The sequence below is a fragment of the Parabacteroides sp. Y3-G-102 genome (assembly GCF_023656845.1).
In the GTDB taxonomy this organism is placed as follows: domain Bacteria; phylum Bacteroidota; class Bacteroidia; order Bacteroidales; family Tannerellaceae; genus Parabacteroides; species Parabacteroides distasonis.
This window is the reverse complement of the sequence record NZ_JAMOKU010000022.1, coordinates 48,680-67,495: the sequence shown is the minus strand read 5'-3', so window position 1 is coordinate 67,495 and position 18,816 is coordinate 48,680. Positions and strand designations below refer to the sequence as shown.

The 18,816-nt window shown below is 43.9% G+C and carries 13 protein-coding genes; 3 read left to right on the top strand and 10 right to left on the bottom strand.

Annotated elements, in window-relative coordinates; translation table 11 throughout:
* Positions 1-9 precede the first annotated feature (9 nt).
* The 10 genes from NBH16_RS12580 to NBH16_RS12535 all read right to left on the bottom strand — a co-directional run bounded on the left by NBH16_RS12580 (position 10) and on the right by NBH16_RS12535 (position 11,599).
* On the bottom strand, positions 10-1,191 hold the full coding sequence (locus NBH16_RS12580; protein WP_130882288.1) for an ATP-grasp domain-containing protein: 1,182 nt from the start codon (positions 1,189-1,191) through the stop codon (positions 10-12).
* A gap of 22 nt (positions 1,192-1,213) precedes the next feature.
* The gene (locus NBH16_RS12575; protein ID WP_005855498.1) at positions 1,214-1,825 is read right to left on the bottom strand and encodes a sugar transferase; all 612 of its coding nucleotides are present in this window, start codon (positions 1,823-1,825) and stop codon (positions 1,214-1,216) included.
* 114 nt (positions 1,826-1,939) lie between these two features.
* Positions 1,940-3,139: a DegT/DnrJ/EryC1/StrS family aminotransferase gene (locus tag NBH16_RS12570; protein ID WP_130882289.1), complete on the bottom strand. Its 1,200-nt coding sequence runs from the start codon at positions 3,137-3,139 to the stop codon at positions 1,940-1,942.
* 21 nt (positions 3,140-3,160) lie between these two features.
* Positions 3,161-5,608 (bottom strand): GumC family protein, encoded by a 2,448-nt coding sequence (locus tag NBH16_RS12565; protein WP_087346129.1) that lies wholly within the window; start codon positions 5,606-5,608, stop codon positions 3,161-3,163.
* Between the two features lie 30 nt (positions 5,609-5,638).
* Positions 5,639-6,436: a polysaccharide biosynthesis/export family protein gene (locus NBH16_RS12560; protein ID WP_008780891.1), complete on the bottom strand. Its 798-nt coding sequence runs from the start codon at positions 6,434-6,436 to the stop codon at positions 5,639-5,641.
* 49 nt (positions 6,437-6,485) lie between these two features.
* Positions 6,486-6,914 carry a BT0820 family HAD-type phosphatase gene (locus tag NBH16_RS12555; protein ID WP_005855481.1) on the bottom strand — a complete coding sequence of 143 codons (429 nt, stop codon included), beginning with the start codon at positions 6,912-6,914 and terminating at the stop codon, positions 6,486-6,488.
* A gap of 35 nt (positions 6,915-6,949) precedes the next feature.
* Positions 6,950-8,899 carry a polysaccharide biosynthesis protein gene (locus tag NBH16_RS12550; RefSeq protein WP_130882621.1) on the bottom strand — a complete coding sequence of 650 codons (1,950 nt, stop codon included), beginning with the start codon at positions 8,897-8,899 and terminating at the stop codon, positions 6,950-6,952.
* A gap of 238 nt (positions 8,900-9,137) precedes the next feature.
* A complete protein-coding gene (locus NBH16_RS12545) occupies positions 9,138-9,575 on the bottom strand; it encodes a hypothetical protein (protein ID WP_008771646.1) in 438 nt (145 codons plus the stop codon).
* 9 nt (positions 9,576-9,584) lie between these two features.
* A complete protein-coding gene (locus NBH16_RS12540; protein WP_005865210.1) occupies positions 9,585-10,247 on the bottom strand; it encodes a transcription termination/antitermination NusG family protein in 663 nt (220 codons plus the stop codon).
* Positions 10,248-10,666: 419 nt separating this feature from the next.
* Positions 10,667-11,599 carry a tyrosine-type recombinase/integrase gene (locus NBH16_RS12535; RefSeq protein ID WP_130882290.1) on the bottom strand — a complete coding sequence of 311 codons (933 nt, stop codon included), beginning with the start codon at positions 11,597-11,599 and terminating at the stop codon, positions 10,667-10,669.
* A gap of 906 nt (positions 11,600-12,505) precedes the next feature.
* Here NBH16_RS12535 and NBH16_RS12530 point away from each other — a divergent pair.
* Genes NBH16_RS12530 through NBH16_RS12520 form a run of 3 tightly spaced genes read left to right on the top strand, consistent with a single transcriptional unit; the run spans position 12,506 to position 18,816 of the window.
* Positions 12,506-15,700, top strand: a complete 3,195-nt coding sequence (locus NBH16_RS12530; RefSeq protein ID WP_172606893.1) for a SusC/RagA family TonB-linked outer membrane protein — start codon at positions 12,506-12,508, stop codon at positions 15,698-15,700.
* Between the two features lie 13 nt (positions 15,701-15,713).
* Positions 15,714-17,225 carry a RagB/SusD family nutrient uptake outer membrane protein gene (locus NBH16_RS12525; RefSeq protein ID WP_005865202.1) on the top strand — a complete coding sequence of 504 codons (1,512 nt, stop codon included), beginning with the start codon at positions 15,714-15,716 and terminating at the stop codon, positions 17,223-17,225.
* Positions 17,226-17,259: 34 nt separating this feature from the next.
* Positions 17,260-18,816, top strand: a complete 1,557-nt coding sequence (locus tag NBH16_RS12520) for a M81 family metallopeptidase (RefSeq protein WP_005855465.1) — start codon at positions 17,260-17,262, stop codon at positions 18,814-18,816.

Sequence of the window (18,816 nt, the reverse complement as noted above, 5' to 3'; positions counted from 1 at the left end):
TTTTTATCATTATTTAGTAGTAATAACAATATGTTTCATCGCATTTTCGCAAAGATCAATAGCAGCTTGAGCTGTATCCGCTTGAGAAATTACATATCCGATACGATCCACACTACTGCTAATCCGATTAACGACATCACCTACGGCTTTAGTCAACACGACATGCTCAATACCATTTATGCTATTCACTTTATCAATTCCCGAAATATTCTCAATAACACCATTTGTCTCTTCTATATAACGTATCGCCGCTCCTTTATCAAATCTCGGAGCAATAGAAGGGCATTCTCCCAACGCTATTTGTATAGTAGCTTTCACCATATCAATACCCGTAGACAATGGCACTAAATGTGTAGTAATACAGTCTCCACCCATCCTTGCTCCAAGTTCAATCATTTTTGGTCCTTGATCTGTTAGCATTATTTCCACATGAGCTGGGCCATGATTAATACCGATAGAACTCACGGCTCTTTTTGCCAAATCTTTGATCGCCCTAATATCCTTATAGTCTAATAAGCTAGGCTGGCTATGTCCCATCTCAACAAAATGGGGGCTTCCTGTTGTCAATTTATCTGTAACTTGCAATATATGAACATCTTCATTAACAACCATAACCTCAACACTGACCTCACTGCCTTTTAAATATTCCTCAATAATGACACCACCATTTCGTCCGTTTAGAGAACTATATTGAATTGCATTCTCCAAATCCTTTGAACTTTCAATTAGAACAACACCTCTACTGCCCGCGTTATCCACAGGTTTGCTGATACAAGGATACGTAATTTCAGAAACAACCTTCTTCAAATCTTCTGGAGTGTGAAGTATATAATACCATGGATGTTCTACCCCTGCAACTTCAAAAGCTTTGATCATTTCTCCCTTATCAGTTGCCTTAATCGCCGTATCGTATGATATTCCAACAAGACCTAATTTATGAGTAGCATAGGCCACAGCCCGCATTGGCATGTCTGTGGCCAATGTAACAATACCATCTGCTTTAAATTCTCTTCCGGCTCGATACACTCCCTCTTCATCAATTGTACTCACATTGAAGTATTCGTCAGCATGAGATACACCAATCGCATGTGGGTTAAAATCAGCGACTCCTACATACAATCCCATTTCTTTGGCTTTCAATATTGCTGGCAATTGCAATATTGAAGCTCCTATAATTAATAATCGTTTCACTTATAAATAGATCTTGTTTATCTTATCGATTATCGTTATTTTTCTTTTTAACATAAATATTTTCTCGTTTTATTACAGAAATCATCGTCTGCGACAAAATCTTCAAGTCTAACTTAAAAGAAACATGATCTACATAGTACAGATCATATTTAAATTTATCTTCTTGAGAAATAGAATTTCTAAAATAAGCCTGAGCATATCCAGTAATACCAGGTTTCACATCATATCGTTTTCTTCTTTCTACTTCAACTTCTTCAAATGATTTAGTCGCTAAAGTAGGCCTAGGTCCAACAAAACTCATATCCCCAATCAGGACATTCAAGAATTGTGGAATCTCATCGATAGAAGTCTTCCGCATAAACCGACCTATTGGTGTCACTCTAGGATCATCATGTCCATTGAATGTAGACCCATCGAGATTCCTTACATCCGGAGAATTAACATACATTGAACGGAACTTATACATTTTGAAAGGCATTCCATTACGTCCCCTTCTTAATCCACTGTAGAATATTGGACCTGGATCTGAGATAAGAATAAATGGAGTCATTATGACTATTACAAATAGTACAAATGGCAAAATTATCAACGCAAGAATAAAATCTATTCCACGTTTTACATATCGTTCATACATATTTAAAATTTAATTCAACTACAAAATATACCAATCATATTTCAAAATAAAACCCATTTCTCAGCAAAGAGATTCGAACTATATGATACAATCTTTCAAATGTCATATCCTATCTCATTTTAAACATTCCTTCATGCACTCAATCACATAATCCACATCTTCATCAGACAAGCAGGTATGAAGCGGCAATGTCACAACATTTTTAAATTGCTTATAAGCATTTGGATAGTCCTCTATCTTGAACCCCAATTTCTTATAGCCTGTGTGCATAGGAAGCGGTTTATAATGTACATTGGTCGCAACTCCTAATCCGGCCATTTTCTCTATAAATTTGTTCCGTTGTTCGGCATCTTTGTCATTCAGATTTATAATATATAAATGTCCAGAAGAGACAATATCTGAAGTATAATGCGTTACCACCGTAATAGGTAGCCCCTTCAATCCTTTATTATAACGGTCTATAATTTCTTTTCGACGGGACAAAATCTCATCATACCTTTTTATTTGTCCTAGACCTATGCCCGCACAGACATCTGTCATATTACATTTATACCATGGCCCAATAATATCATACTCCCACGCTCCCAACTTCGTTTTTGCCAAAGCGTCTTTACTCTGACCATGAAGACTCAATAACATATATTGGTGATATAACTCATCATTATCTATCCCTTCAATATCTCTCCAAACAACCGCACCGCCTTCCGCTGTTGTTAGGTTTTTCACCGCATGAAATGAGAAATTCGTAAAATCGGCGACAGAACCTATTGGGAATTTTTTATATGAGGCTCCAAAAGAATGAGCACCATCAGCCATAACAATCACTCGATTCAAGGCTTTTTGAATCGGGTTATCATTTGGATGGAATAAATTCTTTTTCCGTTCTACTATATCGAAAATCGTATCATAGCCACAAGGAATACCAAACAAATCCACCGGGATTATAGCTTTTGTTCTCTCGGTTATCGCCGCTTCTAATTTCTCATAATCCATCGTGAACTTTCCATGCTCACAATCTATCATGACCAATCTTGCCCCCACATGCTCTACCACACTTGCGGTAGCTGTATAAGTATAGGCTGGAACAATAACCTCATCACCGATTCCTATACCTAATATACGCAAAGTTATCTCAGCACATGCCGTATTTGAATTCAAACAAACAGCTTTTGAGGTATGACAACGTTCTGCTACCAGCTGTTCTAATTTTTTAGTTTTAGGTCCGGTAGTTATCCAACCGGACTTCAAAGCATCAACAACTTCACTGATCTCTGCCTCTGTTATATCAGGGGGACTAAATAATACGTGTCTCATGACTCTTTATAAATTTCCTTATTATTTCTTTTTCTTATTCTCCGCCTCAAAACCATACCCATAGCCGTATCCATAACCATAATGTTTACCATAGCCATAACCGTATTTCTTACCATAACCGTAGCCATAGGTGTTCTTGCGTTTACTTAGGTCGATTCCATTGATCACTACCGCCAACTTGTCAAATTTATGCTCGTCCCTAAGAACATTAATGTAACAGAAAGCGGCTTTCGGGGTCACGTCCGCACGGCAGACATAAACACACATGTCGGCCACACGGCTTATTATGGCCGTATCAGTTACCATACCGATCGGGGCTGTATCCAGCAACACGTAGTCATAACGGGATTTCAATTGCTCTATCGCCTTCTCCAAGGTATCACGGGCTACCAGTTCCGTCGGGTTCGGGGGAATCGTTCCTCCTAAAAGGATATCCAGGTTCGGACTGATGCCGGAAGGCTGCACAAGATCAAAAAGATCCTTATCCTCCGGATCCATCAGATAATTAGATATTCCTTCCTGCCTTTTCGATAAATCGAAGACCTTATTCAAGCCCGGCTTACGGATATCCATACCAACCACTACCACCTTCTTTCCCAAATAAGCCAAGCTGACAGCGAGATTTCCAGTCACGAAAGACTTACCTTCTCCGGGCTGCGTAGAAGAGAAAAGTATGACCTTTTGATCTTTCCGGAGCATAAAGAGCAGATTGGTCCGCAAACCTCGGAAGGTCTCCTCCATCATGTCGTTCTTATTCTCGCGCACCACGATCGCTCCCTTATCGGAGGATTTATGACCACACAAAGGTAACTCGCCCAAAATCGGAACATTCGTCAATTGCTCCACATCGCCACGATTCTCGATCTTATATTTCAATAATTCCACGACAAAGATGATTCCCACCGGAATAAACAGGCCCACCACAAACGCAGCCAATAAAAACACGAGCTTCTTGGGAGCCACAGGATCCTTCCCGGGTAATGGTTCCTCTACAATACGACCATTATTAGCCGTGGCTGCCAATGTGATCGCATTTTCCTCCCGCTTCTGCAACAGCATGATATATAAAGTCGCCTTGATTTCTTGCTGGCGAGAAATAGTCATGAACTCTTTCTCTTGCTTTGGAGCATCACTAATCCGGCTCTCAAATTTACTAGCCTGACGCTCAATATCTTTCTGGGCGATTTGTAGTCCTCGCAAGACACTATTCACGGTTGTCTCGACATTGCGTCTCATCGCCTCAACGCCGGTGTTCATGTTTATCACCGCCGGGTTATTTTCCGAAGAGGTACGTAATAAACGTTTACGCTCGATGATCATCGTGTTATATTGTTCAATCACCCTAGTGAGGTTTTGATCCTGTAACCCTACGTTTGCAGGAATTACCTCTTCCTTGTTGACCGGATCGTTGATATAGGTACGCAGAAATTGAACCAAGCTGATCTGTGTAGCGTTCTCCGTACGTTGCTGCTCATACTTGGAACTCTCTTGTAAGGCTAGACGGGCATCACTTGTCAAATCCGTCAGACCGGATCGTTGCTTGAAATCCGCCAACTCGCTCTCCGCCGTACCCAACTCATGGTTAATTATACCGATACGCTCCTCTATGAACTCAGCGGTTTTCTGAGCTACCTCATTCTTCTCATCGTTCGCATCTTGATTATAGAACGCAACCAAACGATTCACGAAATCCACGCCTCGCTCCTTTACTGTATTGTTCACGCTGATCTTCGCTATCGTCGTGGTCTGGGAAGAGGCGGTCACGCTCAAGTCTTTCATATAATCCTCGGCGGTCTCCGTCGGCGTATTTATGGTAACACGTAAAGCGATTTCCTCTTCTTCCATATACAAGGTATCGCCTTGCGTAAAGCTTAAAACACCCACAGGTGTTGGTAACACCGCCGGCAATTGATCAAATGCCTGTTCTATCTCTTGCTCTTCCTTATCTTGCACATATTCAGCCTTAACAGACAATTTTCCTGTTTTTGTAAATGTAAGATCCAGCTTAATCGGCTCCTCCAATTTATCGGCCTCTTCTGGTGTCATATAAATCCGCACCGGACTATTCTTATAAAGAGGCATCGCATAACCGAACGCTCGCTTTTCCGCTACACGAACATATAAATTCAGGTCGTTCACGACTTTTTTTATCAATGTACGGGATTTCAATATCTCCACCTCGTTATCAAAATTATTTGTCATGGAAAACATTCCCAAGTCTTGAATGGCCGCCAACGGATTGTTGCCCGAACCGCTTCGCTTATCCTCCTCCTTTATCAACACGGAACTGGAAATGTTATATACAGGCGTTTGATAACGAAGAAACAGGTAAGTGGCGATGCAACATATCAATATACTAGCCACAAACCAACGCCAATAAAAAAGGTATTTAAATAAAAGAGCGACCAAATCAATCTCTTGTTCCTCGTTCTCTATCCCAGTGTTATTATTTATCCGTTCGTCTATCATCTCTCTTAATTTTCAATTCTCAATTTTCAATTACTTAAGTATGTTTACCAACAGGCCGGCAATAGATACCAGAATCGAGAGTGAGCTTACCCAAAGGGTCGTGCTGTTACCGATATCGGAGTTCTTAGCCTTCGTCTTGTTCGGGGTCACGTAAATAATATCGTTTTGCTTCAGGTAATAATACGGGGAAGTCACGACTTCGGCATTATTCAAATTCAAGTTAATGATCTCACGCTTACCGTTCACGTCCTCACGGATCAGCTTGACGTTATCACGGACACCGTAAATCGTCATATCACCTGCCATCGCCAAAGCCTCCAGAACGTTCACCTTCTCGTTGCCGATCGTGAAGCTACCCGGACGGGCCACCTCACCCAACACGGAGATCTTGTAATTAGACATACGGACCGTAACGATCGGGGATTCCTTCAAATAAGGTTTCAAACGCTCACGAATCAAGTCCTCCGCCTCGTTCTTGGTGAGACCACCCACTTCCAAGCGACCGATAACAGGGAAATCGATCTCTCCTTTATTATTCACCAAGTATTGCTGCATGGTCGGTTGCGTGGTCGTACTGATATTTGTCAAAGCCGCATTGATTGGAGTCTGTACCGTCAAGTTGAATGGAGTCGCAGCCTTCGGGTCTGTCGTATTGACCGTGATGCTCAACAAGTCTTTTGGCATGATCTTGGCGTCATACAACGGAAGGGTCTCCTCAAAATCGTTCACTGCCTCTGGGTTTTGGAGGTATGGTACGTTCTTGTAAGAAGTACAACTCGCTACCAATAGAGGTAGAGCTAATAAAAGTAGTAATCTTTTGATTTTCATATTATTTTGTTTTCTTTTTTTATTTCATTGAACACAGAATGATATGGATTTAGCGAAACAAACGAGAGAAAAGGCCTTTCGGTTTCTCCGGTTCGTATTCCGACTCGTATTTCCGCATTAAATCCTCATAGGAAAGTCTTTTACTCACCATCTCGTAAATCATACCCCAGTCCGGGAGACCACCAAGATTACGGTCATCAATAAAAATATCGGCCTTCAGCTTACGGGAGAAATGGTTGTTCAGGTTTTTCTCTTCTTCCGGATAATCTCGGTTCACGGCGTAAAACTCCAAGCCCCGCTCTCGGCAAAAGGTGACAGCCTCATCCAAAAGCTTGCCCTCGCGCACGCTCCATAAGATCAGCTTGTGGTGTTCTGTTTGTAACTTTCTCAATGTCTCGAAAGCGAAAGGGATCTCCTTCCCTATCGCCGGATATTTATGCTCAACGATTGTTCCGTCAAAATCTACTGCGATAATCATTTATAATTCAGATTTATAATCTACTAACTAAATTGCTAATTCACTCCGTCCAATCTCGTGAATTGAGAGTTTTGGCTCTTGAACTCGGGGACGAAGGATTTCATCTCTCTCACCATAGGAAGAATATGTACATGAAGGGATAATTCAGCTAATAGATCAATGTGCTCTACCACATCCTTGTAGGCATACTCCCGGACTGCTGCCACACGAATCTTCTCATGAGGGGTTTCCTTCGTATTCTCCTTGTTGCTCAATAGTTCCTCATATAATTTCTCACCGGGACGAAGACCTGTGTATTTAATCTCTATGTCTTTATCCACCTGCAAACCAGAAAGCTCGATCATACGCTTCGCTAAGTCAGCGATCTTGACCGGCTCACCCATATCAAAGATGAATATCTCGCCGCCCTTGCCCATCGTACCGGCTTCCAACACCAAACGGCAGGCTTCGGGGATTGTCATGAAGTAGCGGATGATATCGGGATGGGTTACCGTAACTGGGCCTCCTTTGGCGATCTGATCGCGAAAACGAGGTATCACGGAGCCATTACTTCCTAATACATTACCGAAACGGGTCGTGATAAACTTAGTGTTTCCCGCTAGAGCCCCCTTACTGATCGCCACACTCAAGCTCTGCACATATATCTCAGCGAGGCGCTTGCTACATCCCATGATATTCGTTGGATTAACGGCCTTATCCGTACTGATCATCACGAATTTCTCTACACCATAGCTTACGGCGGCATCCGCTATCACTCGGGTACCAAACACGTTGGTACGAACAGCCTCGCAAGGGTTCTCTTCCATCAAGGGGACGTGCTTATAAGCTGCCGCATGGAATACTACCTGGGGATGCCAATTGCGGAATACGTAATCTACACGGTCCGGATTCCGGACATCGCCTATGATAGGTACAAAATCCAGTTCCTTATACTTCTCCTCCAATTCCAGGCGTAAGTCATGCATCGGAGTCTCGGCGGCATCAAGGCAGATCAGTTTCTTGATCGGGAAATGCGCCAGCTGGCGGCAGATCTCGCTACCAATGCTACCGGCCGCTCCCGTAACAAGGATCGTCTTATCTTTCAATAAGAGACCGATTTCGCCCAGATTTATACTGATCTCCTCACGACCCAGCAAGTCCTCAATACGGATCTCACGGACTGAACGCTTCATTCCGCCCTCATGGACCTCCTCCATATCAGGAACCACGAGAGGCTTCAAGGAGGCCTGCTCGCAATAATGAATCAAACGATCACGTTCTCGTCGGACGGTCTTTATATTCGGGAAAAGGATACCATCCAAGTTATTTCTGGGGATCAGACGCAACAAGTCATCAATGTCCTCGATCTGGTAAACGGGAAGTTCCGCTATGCGAAGGTTCTTTTTAACGCTACCAAACGTCAAGAAGCCGATGATGCTATAATTTTGCATGAATACTTGCCGGTTGGGTGATGTGGCTATCATCACGCTATCCTCATCCATACCGAACACCAGTACACGCTTGCGCTTTTTTCCAAGTTGGGACAACACGCTATTATATACATTAATCACGAATACACGTAAGGTGATCAGCAGAACAATCGTCAACATACAATCGGTTATCCCTCCCACCCAATATATAGAGGAATTGAAATCCGCCCTCAAAAGATGAAGCAGTATGAACATGAGGATGGATTTTGTGATGGCGACACCACCAATCCTCCATAGTCCACGTAGCGTGGAATGACGGATCACCCCGTGATAAACCTTGAACGTAAGAAAAGAAAGGATACTGGCCACAAAGGAAGCTATTCCTACCTTTAATACACTAATCCCGCTTATGTATACATGCATGATGGACAATAATCCCAGCACTCCTATCAAAGATACACATAGGGAAATGAAAAGATCCGCACAAAAAATGATCCAGCGGTTGATATACCGCAAATTTACCAGACGCCCCAGCGCTAAACGCCAGCGATTATAACGATATTTCACCTTTTCCATATTTGTTTTATTCATATCTATCTAACTATAATAATAAGCGACCGAACCTCTCAAGTGGTTGGAGTGGTATAAGCTAAAGCAAGAGTCTAGTCTATCGGTTAAAGAAAAAGGGACTCTCCTCGCTACTAGAGATAGCTGACCTCTTGATCGATATCGGCCGCCTAATTCTCATTTTCTAATTGCGACCTAGCGATAATATATTCTTGATTGGAGGCTCTCTTGAACCTCAGAAGTATCTTTAATCAATCTCCATGTCACGATCCATGGACGTGTTTTTTACTTCCTGCATCGGAAAATACCTCACCTCTTCCTTATGCCACTCCTTGTAACCGTCAAGCGTACGAGTAGGGACGGATAACCGACCGTAGTCATTGCCTTCGCGATGGAAAAGGTGGTTACGTGTATAGGAACGTAACTCGCCATCTGTCCAAGAGACCATCACGATTGGAAACGGGTACGTGGTGAGGCTTAACGGGGTCACTAAGGTACGGGAAGATATTTGGCGTAACAGGTAAGCTGATTTCTCGAACGCCACCCAATACGGACCCGTACAGTAAAGATGGATGAAGGCACGATTATCCGACTCTCGCTTAAGAATCTCTTTCAAATGGTTTCCTAACAACGAGATAAGGCGTACTCCGGATCTATCCTCTTTTTTACCATAGTGCGTATCCATCTATGTGTATCATAATAGCTCTAGCAGGTCACGGGTGATATTTACTTTGGCACATCCCAGTAGATCTACACGGATCACAAAGTTAAGATTGCCATCCTCCACTTCCAGCACGTTACCTTCTAGACCATGCAACTTACCGCCGTTAATGCGTACCCTCGCTCCAAGAGGCAGCGGACGGGGATCGATAATGACAGGCTCTTCGGAATCGTCTAGCATCCTACGGAGTTTCACCATCTGCTCATCCGGAATGAAGGCTACGGGGCGTATGCCTCCAGACCGTTCGCCAGCTATGTTTACCATGAAACGTTTGATATAAGGAAGATGCACGATCTCCTTCCTACGCAAGACATCGGTGCAACGGATGAATACAATGGAACGGAAGACGATCCGGTCTACTTGCTTACGCTTGCCGCTTGGCAGGAGACACATCTCTTTTTGGGAGGCTATATAAACCTCATAGTCCTTCTCGCCTTCCGGCTGACTGGCTATGCGCTTTTCCAGCTTGTCACGGCATAGTTTCTCGGACTTGTTGTTGACGATAGCGATGTACCAATGTTTCTGATCAGATTTTCGCCGTAACGGGTTTTCAGGAATGGTTCTTTCAACGCCTACGGCGTCGATACCCTCATGAGGTACCGAATTTACAACCGTTTTTACAACATTCGCTCGCATCTCGTTGATTGCTTAAAAGAGATAGTTTGATATATGCACCATAACCCTTTTTCGCCATGTGAGAAATTAGGCTACTTAGTGAGTAGCGCAAAAGGTGGGAGAATGGTTATTACCCAGTTGTAGAGACGGAGCATGCTCCATCTCCCACCGTCTGACAGTAATCTAAAACATCTTTTAGAGGGGATGAGACGGGGTATACCCATCTCTACAAGAATGTATGTTCGATTTTAGGGGGGGACGTGATGATTTCGGAAATACGAGGCCATTTCGTCTCTATTGCCATGTCTATACATCAGAAATAAGAACGAATATTTAACGAGAATCCAACTGGAAACACAAACAAACCCTAATGATTGCTTGTTTTTTGTTATTTTTTACTACATTTGCGGCGTGAAACAAACGCTACTCACTAAGTAGCCTCATCCCACTTTCGACACATAATTATAGACACAACCAAAGCAAGTGCTATTCACCTCTGTCATTTTTTCCAAAGAGAAACTTCTCAGATAAATCTGGGTGGTCTTGATGGACTTATGCCCCAATAATTCACTGATCATTTCTATAGGGACATTTTGCTCTTTCAATGCCATGGCGAAGGAATGGCGGATCGTATAAGAAGTAACATCCGATGCTATTCCAGCGGCCTTTTTCAACGCCTTCAAATTTCGATTGAACCGGGATAGGGCCGCATTGTATTCGAGATATGCCTCATAGCCCGTCTTCGTTCCACTCAAAAAAGGAAATAAATAGCCTGAGGCCGGCCTCTTGTCACCCATTAATTCCTTGCGCATCAATTCTGCCGTATCCAAAATTTCCAGTCTCATCGGTGTGCCTGTCTTCTGCCGATTATAGTCCAATATCCCGTTTTTGATATTCCTTTCTTTTAGGTGGGCGAAGTCCACGAACGACATTCCTGCATACTGAAACAACAGACAAACGACCAGTTGTGTCTCCCTTAGCACCTCATTCTCTACCTTCACCGTCATCAACTTATGTTGGTTTTCTAAAGAAAGGGATTTCTTGCGCTTACTCTCCACTCCCGTAAAAACTCCTTGGAACAAACCAGGGATATATTCCGCATCACCATCTTCGATCGCCTTGTTATAGACGCAACGGATACGACGCATATAAGTGGAAACCGTGTTGCACATGCAGCCTTTCTCCAGCAAATAAGCCTCATATCGGTGAAGATTGGCCTTATTGATATCCGAATAGGAAATGTTCTCTGTTCCACTATACTTTATAAAGGAGTTCAACGCATCCTGATAACTTTTGGCGGAGGAATAACGCTTTTCCTCTCGTAACTGGGACATATACCTTCTCACCCCTTCCACGAATCCTTTCTCATCCATATCTCTCTGTTTTTAAATAATATTTGAAATGAATTGACAAATGTAACTCATACTATCTGAATGCAAAAAAAATTACCGAAACACTATCATAATGTTTACTTTCTAAACATATTTTAAACACATACTTTTTCAAAACAGTTACGTTTAAACCAATATTATGGAACTTTAGTACCCAAAATAGCACATTTTTTAGGATATATCCTGAACTTGTATGTATTTAGTCGGCTTATAATTTCTATTTCCCGGCAGATAACCGACATCTACCCGGCATCTAGTTCGGATTATCCGGCACTTGCTCTAATTTAGCTGGGGTCTACTCCTAATCTCAATCTTTTGTACACTGAAAAACGAGACTATATAGAGCCTTTGCGCTCTAGAACGGCAAAAAAGTCGACTGATTTTCAAATATCATTCAGGAGGCATTTATTAGTTTTCTGAAACAAGAGATATAATAATTCGGCGGATATTGATAAAAAGAAGGCAAACTGCAAGTATTTTCCTTCATACACATTCTATTCGTCAGGGCTTAACTACCAGAGAATCGCATATAATAAACACACACCCTATCCTATCTCAAATACAAGAAGCAGAAGGAGAGAGAAATGACAAATTGACAGAATTAAGCCGTATTAATGACTTCTATCGATTGAATACACAATATTAAATTAGCAGAGACTTGCTTGCAGGTGTCGTTTTTTTTCACGAATATTGCAAACCAAACAACCAAATAAACATATTCAGTTTACTAAAGTTAATCTTAAAGAAAGGAGAGCCTATGAAACAGGAACCATCATGAACCATATCTAACAGGGAAACTGGCTGGAAGATATGGCAACATAACCCAGCCAAACAAGTTTCTAAGCGCCTTTAAATCAAATAATACTAACACTAAAACATTACAAATGTATGAATGAAAATTATAAGGGGAATCCTAAACCCCGATTAAACACAAAAACTAAATTGGGCAGAGTCATGAAATTAACCTCAATCCCGCTATTTATTTTTACCACAGGGGTATACGCTTCCGTACACTCCCCAAACATGCGCATTAAAAGCGACATCATGATTATAGAGAAACCATCAATCGTATCCACCCCGCAACAAAACACCCGTCAGATCACCGGAACCGTGATTGATGCTACCGGTATGCCGATAATTGGCGCCAATGTGATGGTAAAAGGGACAACAAACGGGACAATAACGGATATAGATGGAAAATTCACGTTGGAAGTAGCCAAAGACGCTATTTTGCAAGTGTCCTATATCGGTTATATGAACCAGGAGATTCCGGTAGGCAATAAATCGGTTTTAAGCATCTCCTTGCAAGAGGACACACAAAAGTTGGATGAGGTGGTAGTGATTGGCTACGGTACGATGAAGAAAAGTGATATCACGGGGGCTATCTCGTCCGTGAGCGAGGAGAAAATCGCTCGCCAAGCAGTGGCCAATGTTTCTACCGCATTACAAGGTTTGGCTACCGGTGTATCCGTCACTTCCAGTTCCGGATCTCCGGGTTCCGCCGCCACGATCCGTATCAGAGGTGTCGGTACGGTAAACGACGCGGAGCCATTGTTCGTCGTGGATGGGATGCCCGTGACGGATATAAACTACCTGAACACATCGGATATACAGTCTATGGAGGTGCTTAAAGACGCTTCCGCTTCCGCTATCTACGGTTCCCGTGGCGCGAACGGCGTAATCCTTATCACTACGAAAAAAGGCGCCGCTGGAAAAACCACCGTTACGCTTGACGCATATTGGGGTATGAACAAAATATTGAATAATCTCGATTTGATGTCAGGTCCGGAATGGTACGACTATCAGGAGCAGTTGAACACAGTGAGGAGCGTTCCCATCAATTTGGCCCTTGTTAATCGTAATGTTTCCACCAATTGGATGGACGAGATTACGCATACGGCCTTTATGCATAATTACAGTGTCGGCATAAGCGGTGGTAAAGAGAACGACTATAAATTCAATCTGGGCTTGAACTATATAAACCAAGATGGAACGATCAAGAAATCCAACTACGAACGGTTCAGTGTCCGTCAAAGCACGGAAAAAACGGTGCTCAAAGATCATTTGGTAGTGGGTACCAACGCATCGATCGCGAGATCTACCGACGCAAGTATTAGTGAGCGCAACAGTAGTAATGTGTACGACTCCGACTATGGTGTCGTAAGTAACGCAATCCGTTTGGATCCGGTAACTCCCGCCCAAAACGCAGACGGTTCATATGGTTACTCTCCTTATATTGACTACTATAACCCATTGGCAAGTATCATGTATCGGGATAATCAACGGGAGAAACTTGCTTTCATCGGCAATATGTATGGGGAATGGCAGATTATAAAAGGATTGAAGTTCAAGAGTAGCTTCGGAGCGGAAATCAGAAGGGTAGACAATAAAACCTTCTCGCCTGTCTATGAGGTATCCTCAAGCCAAAGAAATTTAGAGAGTAGTTTATCGAAGTCGCAGACCAAAGGGCATTACTATACGTTCGAGAATACCCTTTCGTATGAGAAAACGTTTGCCGAGAAGCACTCCATATCCGCTCTCGTAGGTTATACCAACGAATGGGGTAAACAGGAAACCTTGAGCGTAAACGCGAGAGATCTTATCGGAGAGTCGGATAACCTGCATTATATAGACGCTACGCTGGACAAGAACAAGACCACGGCCAGCAATAGCGCTACGGAATATGGTTTGATGTCTTATCTGGGCCGCCTACACTACGATTACAATAACAAATACCTTATTACAGCCACTTTCCGGCGAGACGGCTCCTCTAAATTCTCTTCCAAGAATCGCTGGGGTAACTTCCCCTCGTTCGCTCTAGGTTGGAGAATCGACAACGAACCGTTCTTCCAGAAATTGAACGCCGAATGGGTTTCCTCCTTGAAACTCCGCGGGGGCTGGGGACAGATCGGAAATCAGAATATCACCAATTATGTGGATCGTAGTTTGCTGTCATTGAGTACGCAATACGGCGCTTTATTCGGAGCGAGAGAGAATGAGACCTTGTATCAAGGTATTGCCGTGAGCAGATTGGGCAATCCGGATATTAAATGGGAAACCACGGAATCTCTGAATATCGGTCTTGACGCAAGCTTCTTTAACACCCGCATGGTATTCAGCTTCGAGTATTATTACAAGACAACGAAGGACATGCTGCTTGCCGCTCCTATGCCTATCTATATGGGATATGCCAGCAACACCTATACCAATATCGGCGAGGCGAACAACCGCGGTATCGAGATGAATCTCGAGTGGAGAGACAAGACCGAAAGTGGTTTCGAATACAACGTGGGAGTAAATATGTCGACCATCCGTAACCGCATGACGAAATTGAATGGTGGCACACCAATCTCCGATGGACCATTCCGAAACGGAAGCATGTACCTCACCTATACGAATGAAGGTATGCCTATCGGCGCATTCTGGGGCTATAAGACAGACGGGCTTATCCAAACACAGGAACAGTTGAATGCCGTTAAGCGGGCGGATTTCCAACCTAATGCCGAATTGGGCGATGTATTGTTCGTAGATACGAATCGCGATGGCAAGTTAGACTCAAGTGATAGATGCATGATCGGTAATCCCATTCCGGATATCATATACGGTATCAACATGGGTATGGCGTGGAAAGGCTTCGACCTCAATTTGCAGTTTGGTGGAACAATCGGTAATCAGATATTCAACGCGATGCGTTATTACACCTACTTCCCGAACGATATAACGAACAAGGATAGAGCGTTAATGAACTATTGGACGCCAAATAATACAAATACGGACATCCCTCGCCTGACGGCTACGGACGTAAACGACAATGACCGCTTCTCGGACATGTACGTAGAAAACGGGACTTATTTCCGCTTGAGAAACGCCCAGCTAGGTTATACCCTGCCCGCTTCTCTCACGCAGAGGATAAAACTACAAAAAGTACGTTTTTATGTAAGCGGCCAGAACTTGTTTACGATATCCAGTTACTCGGGTATGGATCCGGAAGTGGGTCAGTCCAGCTCTTTGTCTAGAGGTATAGATTACGGTATCTATCCTCAGAACATTTCATTCACCGGAGGTATTAATGTTACTTTTTAAAATTTATAATGTCATGTTTAAAAACAAATATATCATAGGAATCGTACTAGCGATTTTAACAGGATTCAGCAGTTGTGCAGATTTGGATTTAGCTCCGTTAGGAAGTCCGGAGGCTGGAGAGATATCAGAGGAAAGACAAGCTTTCTTGCGTCTGACCGCTGTCTATTCCGTCATGAAGGACTTCCGTTACACATGGTCAATGCAATGTTTCGGCGACGTGTTGTCGAATGACGCGACCTACAGCGGTTCTTCGAACGACGCACAAACCTTCACGTTGCTGGAGAATTATCAGTATCAAGCGGATCATACCGAGATCTTGAACAAATATCGGTATTCTTACCAATGTATTAATAAGGCCAATTTGTTTATACGGGATATGGAAATGGCAGACGATGCCCTATTCTCGAAATATAACAGGGAACAGATGATCGGTGAGGCCAAGTTTATTCGCGCCTATACTTATTTCGAGCTTGTGAAAACCTTTGGTGGTGTTCCTTGCTATACGGGAGTCTTGGATCTCGATCATGAGAGACTCGGACGTGCGTCTGTCGAAGAGATATACTCGGTTATCGAGCAAGACCTAAACGATGCGGTTAGCGTATTACCTAAGAAAAGTGAGGTGGCTAACTACGAGTCAAGCTATGCGGGAAGGATTACCAAAGGCGCGGCCATCGCCATGCAAACACGTATTTATCTGTATGAGAAAAAATACGATGAGGTAAAAAAGGCATTCGAGAAATTCCAGAATGAGTGCGGGGGTGAGTATAGCTTGGTCGCTCCGGAGGATTACGCTTGGCAGTTCTCACTGGACGGCGAGCACTGCTCTTCTTCAATCCTTGAAGTAAATATGTATACCTCCACAACCCAAAGCGGGTATGGCGTTAATAACGGCAACCGTCACGTGCTGATGTCTATGCCCCGAAACATGACGATCGGCTTCGGTTGCGCACAACCTACACAGGCCTTGGCAGACGCTTATGATGCCGAGGGGGATATCATACGAAAGAAGACCACTCTCCTTTCCACGGAAGAGGCCATAGAGATCGAGACCGCAGCCAAAGGCGATGTGGCACCCGTTACGGACGACCGAACCGGTTGGTACAATCGCAAACTATATCTCGCGCCCGGGCAAAGAGAGGAGAATAGGGGAAATAATCAACCCACGAACCTCAGGCTTATCCGCCTTGCGGAGGTATATTTGAACTATGCCGAGGCTTGTTATTTCAGCGGCGATATCGCTAATGCGCAAAAGTATCTGAATGAGGTAAGAAGTCATGTCAACTTGGCTCCTAAGAACCATACAGGAAGCCAATTGTTTGAAGACATCATGAATGAGCGTCATCTGGAGTTCGGAATGGAAGGTTTCCGGTTCTTTGACGTGGTACGTGTAGGATGGGGCGAGAAAGTCTTTAACGGAACCAAGAAGGCGGAATTTGGAGCTAAGACTCCTTTCAGCGCCGGTGCGGAAGTATTGCCTATACCTCAAACCGAGATTGATATTAGTGACGGTTTAATAACTAATTAATAAGGAAATAACAATTCGCAAAAATCATAATAGCATGAAAAGGAATTTAGTATTGCTCGGAATCTGTCTCTTGGCCGTATCGTTCGTTGGAGAGGCCTTTGGACAGAAGAAAAAACCTCGTATCGGTATTGCCGGTATACAGATAGAAAACAGCGTGTTCGTCCCGAATAGGCAGCCGCTCGTAGGACACCCCGTAAGAATGCCGGACTATCTCAGCCCAGACTCCGCAATGGGACAGGCGGCCACTTGGCTTCCCACGCAGATTGGCTATGGCGGTGGAAGAGGCCCCGTGACAAAAGAATCGTACGACGCGTTTGTGGAAAAAACATTGGAGATGATCAAGGCCAATATGCCATATGACGCTTTCTGGTTTTATAACCACGGAGCTTGTAGCGTGGAAGGCGTAGCCGATCCCGAGGGCGAATTCATGGAGAAGGTGCGTAGCTTGATCGGAAACGATGTCTTGACTACCACCACGATGGACCTTCACGGAAATACGTCTTGGTTGGTAGCTCTCAACTCCGATTTGATTACGACTTATCGTCAAGCACCGCATGCGGATTCTCGTGAATCACATCGGCGAGGGGTTGTCAATTTGTTGGAACGTCTTGAATCAGGGAAAGGGCGTCCGGCATACAAGGCATGGGTTGCTGTTCCTGTCCTAGTTTCCGGCGAATGGTCGAGTACCCGTGTCGAGCCTGCGAAATCGCTGTACGCATTGGTTCCCGAGGTTGAAGCCATGCCCGGAGTGATAGACGCAGGGATCTGGATCGGTTATGTTTGGGGAGACAACCCACGGAACCAAGGAACCGTGATGGTTTACGGTGACGATGAGGAACAGGTAAAAGCCGGGGCGAAGAAACTCGCCCAGAAATTCTGGGATGTCCGTAAGCAGTTCTCGCTGGAAGCTCCGGGATATTCGCTCGAGAAATGTATCGATTTGGCAATAGCAAGCAAAAAGAAGCCTTTCTTTATCAGTGATATGGGAGATAATCCCGGCGGAGGCGGCTCAGGCGAGGTCACTTGGACTTTGGCGAGACTCTTGAAGCGTCCGGAATTCCAGACTGATAAGGGAAAGAGCGTTCTTTATTGCTCCATCCCGGGAGAAGAAGTGGTTAAGCAGGCACGTAAGGTCGGCGTAGGCGGACACGTAGAAGGCATGGTAGGTGCCATGGTCGATAATTCCTACGAAGGTCCCGTGAAATTATCGGGTACCGTGGTTTATGTCAGTCCGGAAGAAGACAAGAACGCGGAATCATGGAGACGGAAAAGAGATATCGCTATCGTAAAGACCGGAAGCGTTTATGTGGTAGTAGGCACATCGTCTCCCACTCCAAACCTAGAGGGTTCAGGAATTGACCCGAAGGAAATGGATATCGTAATGGTTAAACAGGGTTACCTTGTAACCCAATGGTACAATATACAAGCGGATTGGGTGATGGCTTTTACAAGGGGAGGCGTGGATCAGGACTTCAAGAAGCTTCCCTATAAGAATATCGTGAGACCGATGTTCCCGATCGATCCAGACATGGCTGATCCGGAATTGAACGTTATCATGGTTCCTTCCGCCAAGCATTACTATGGCAGATAG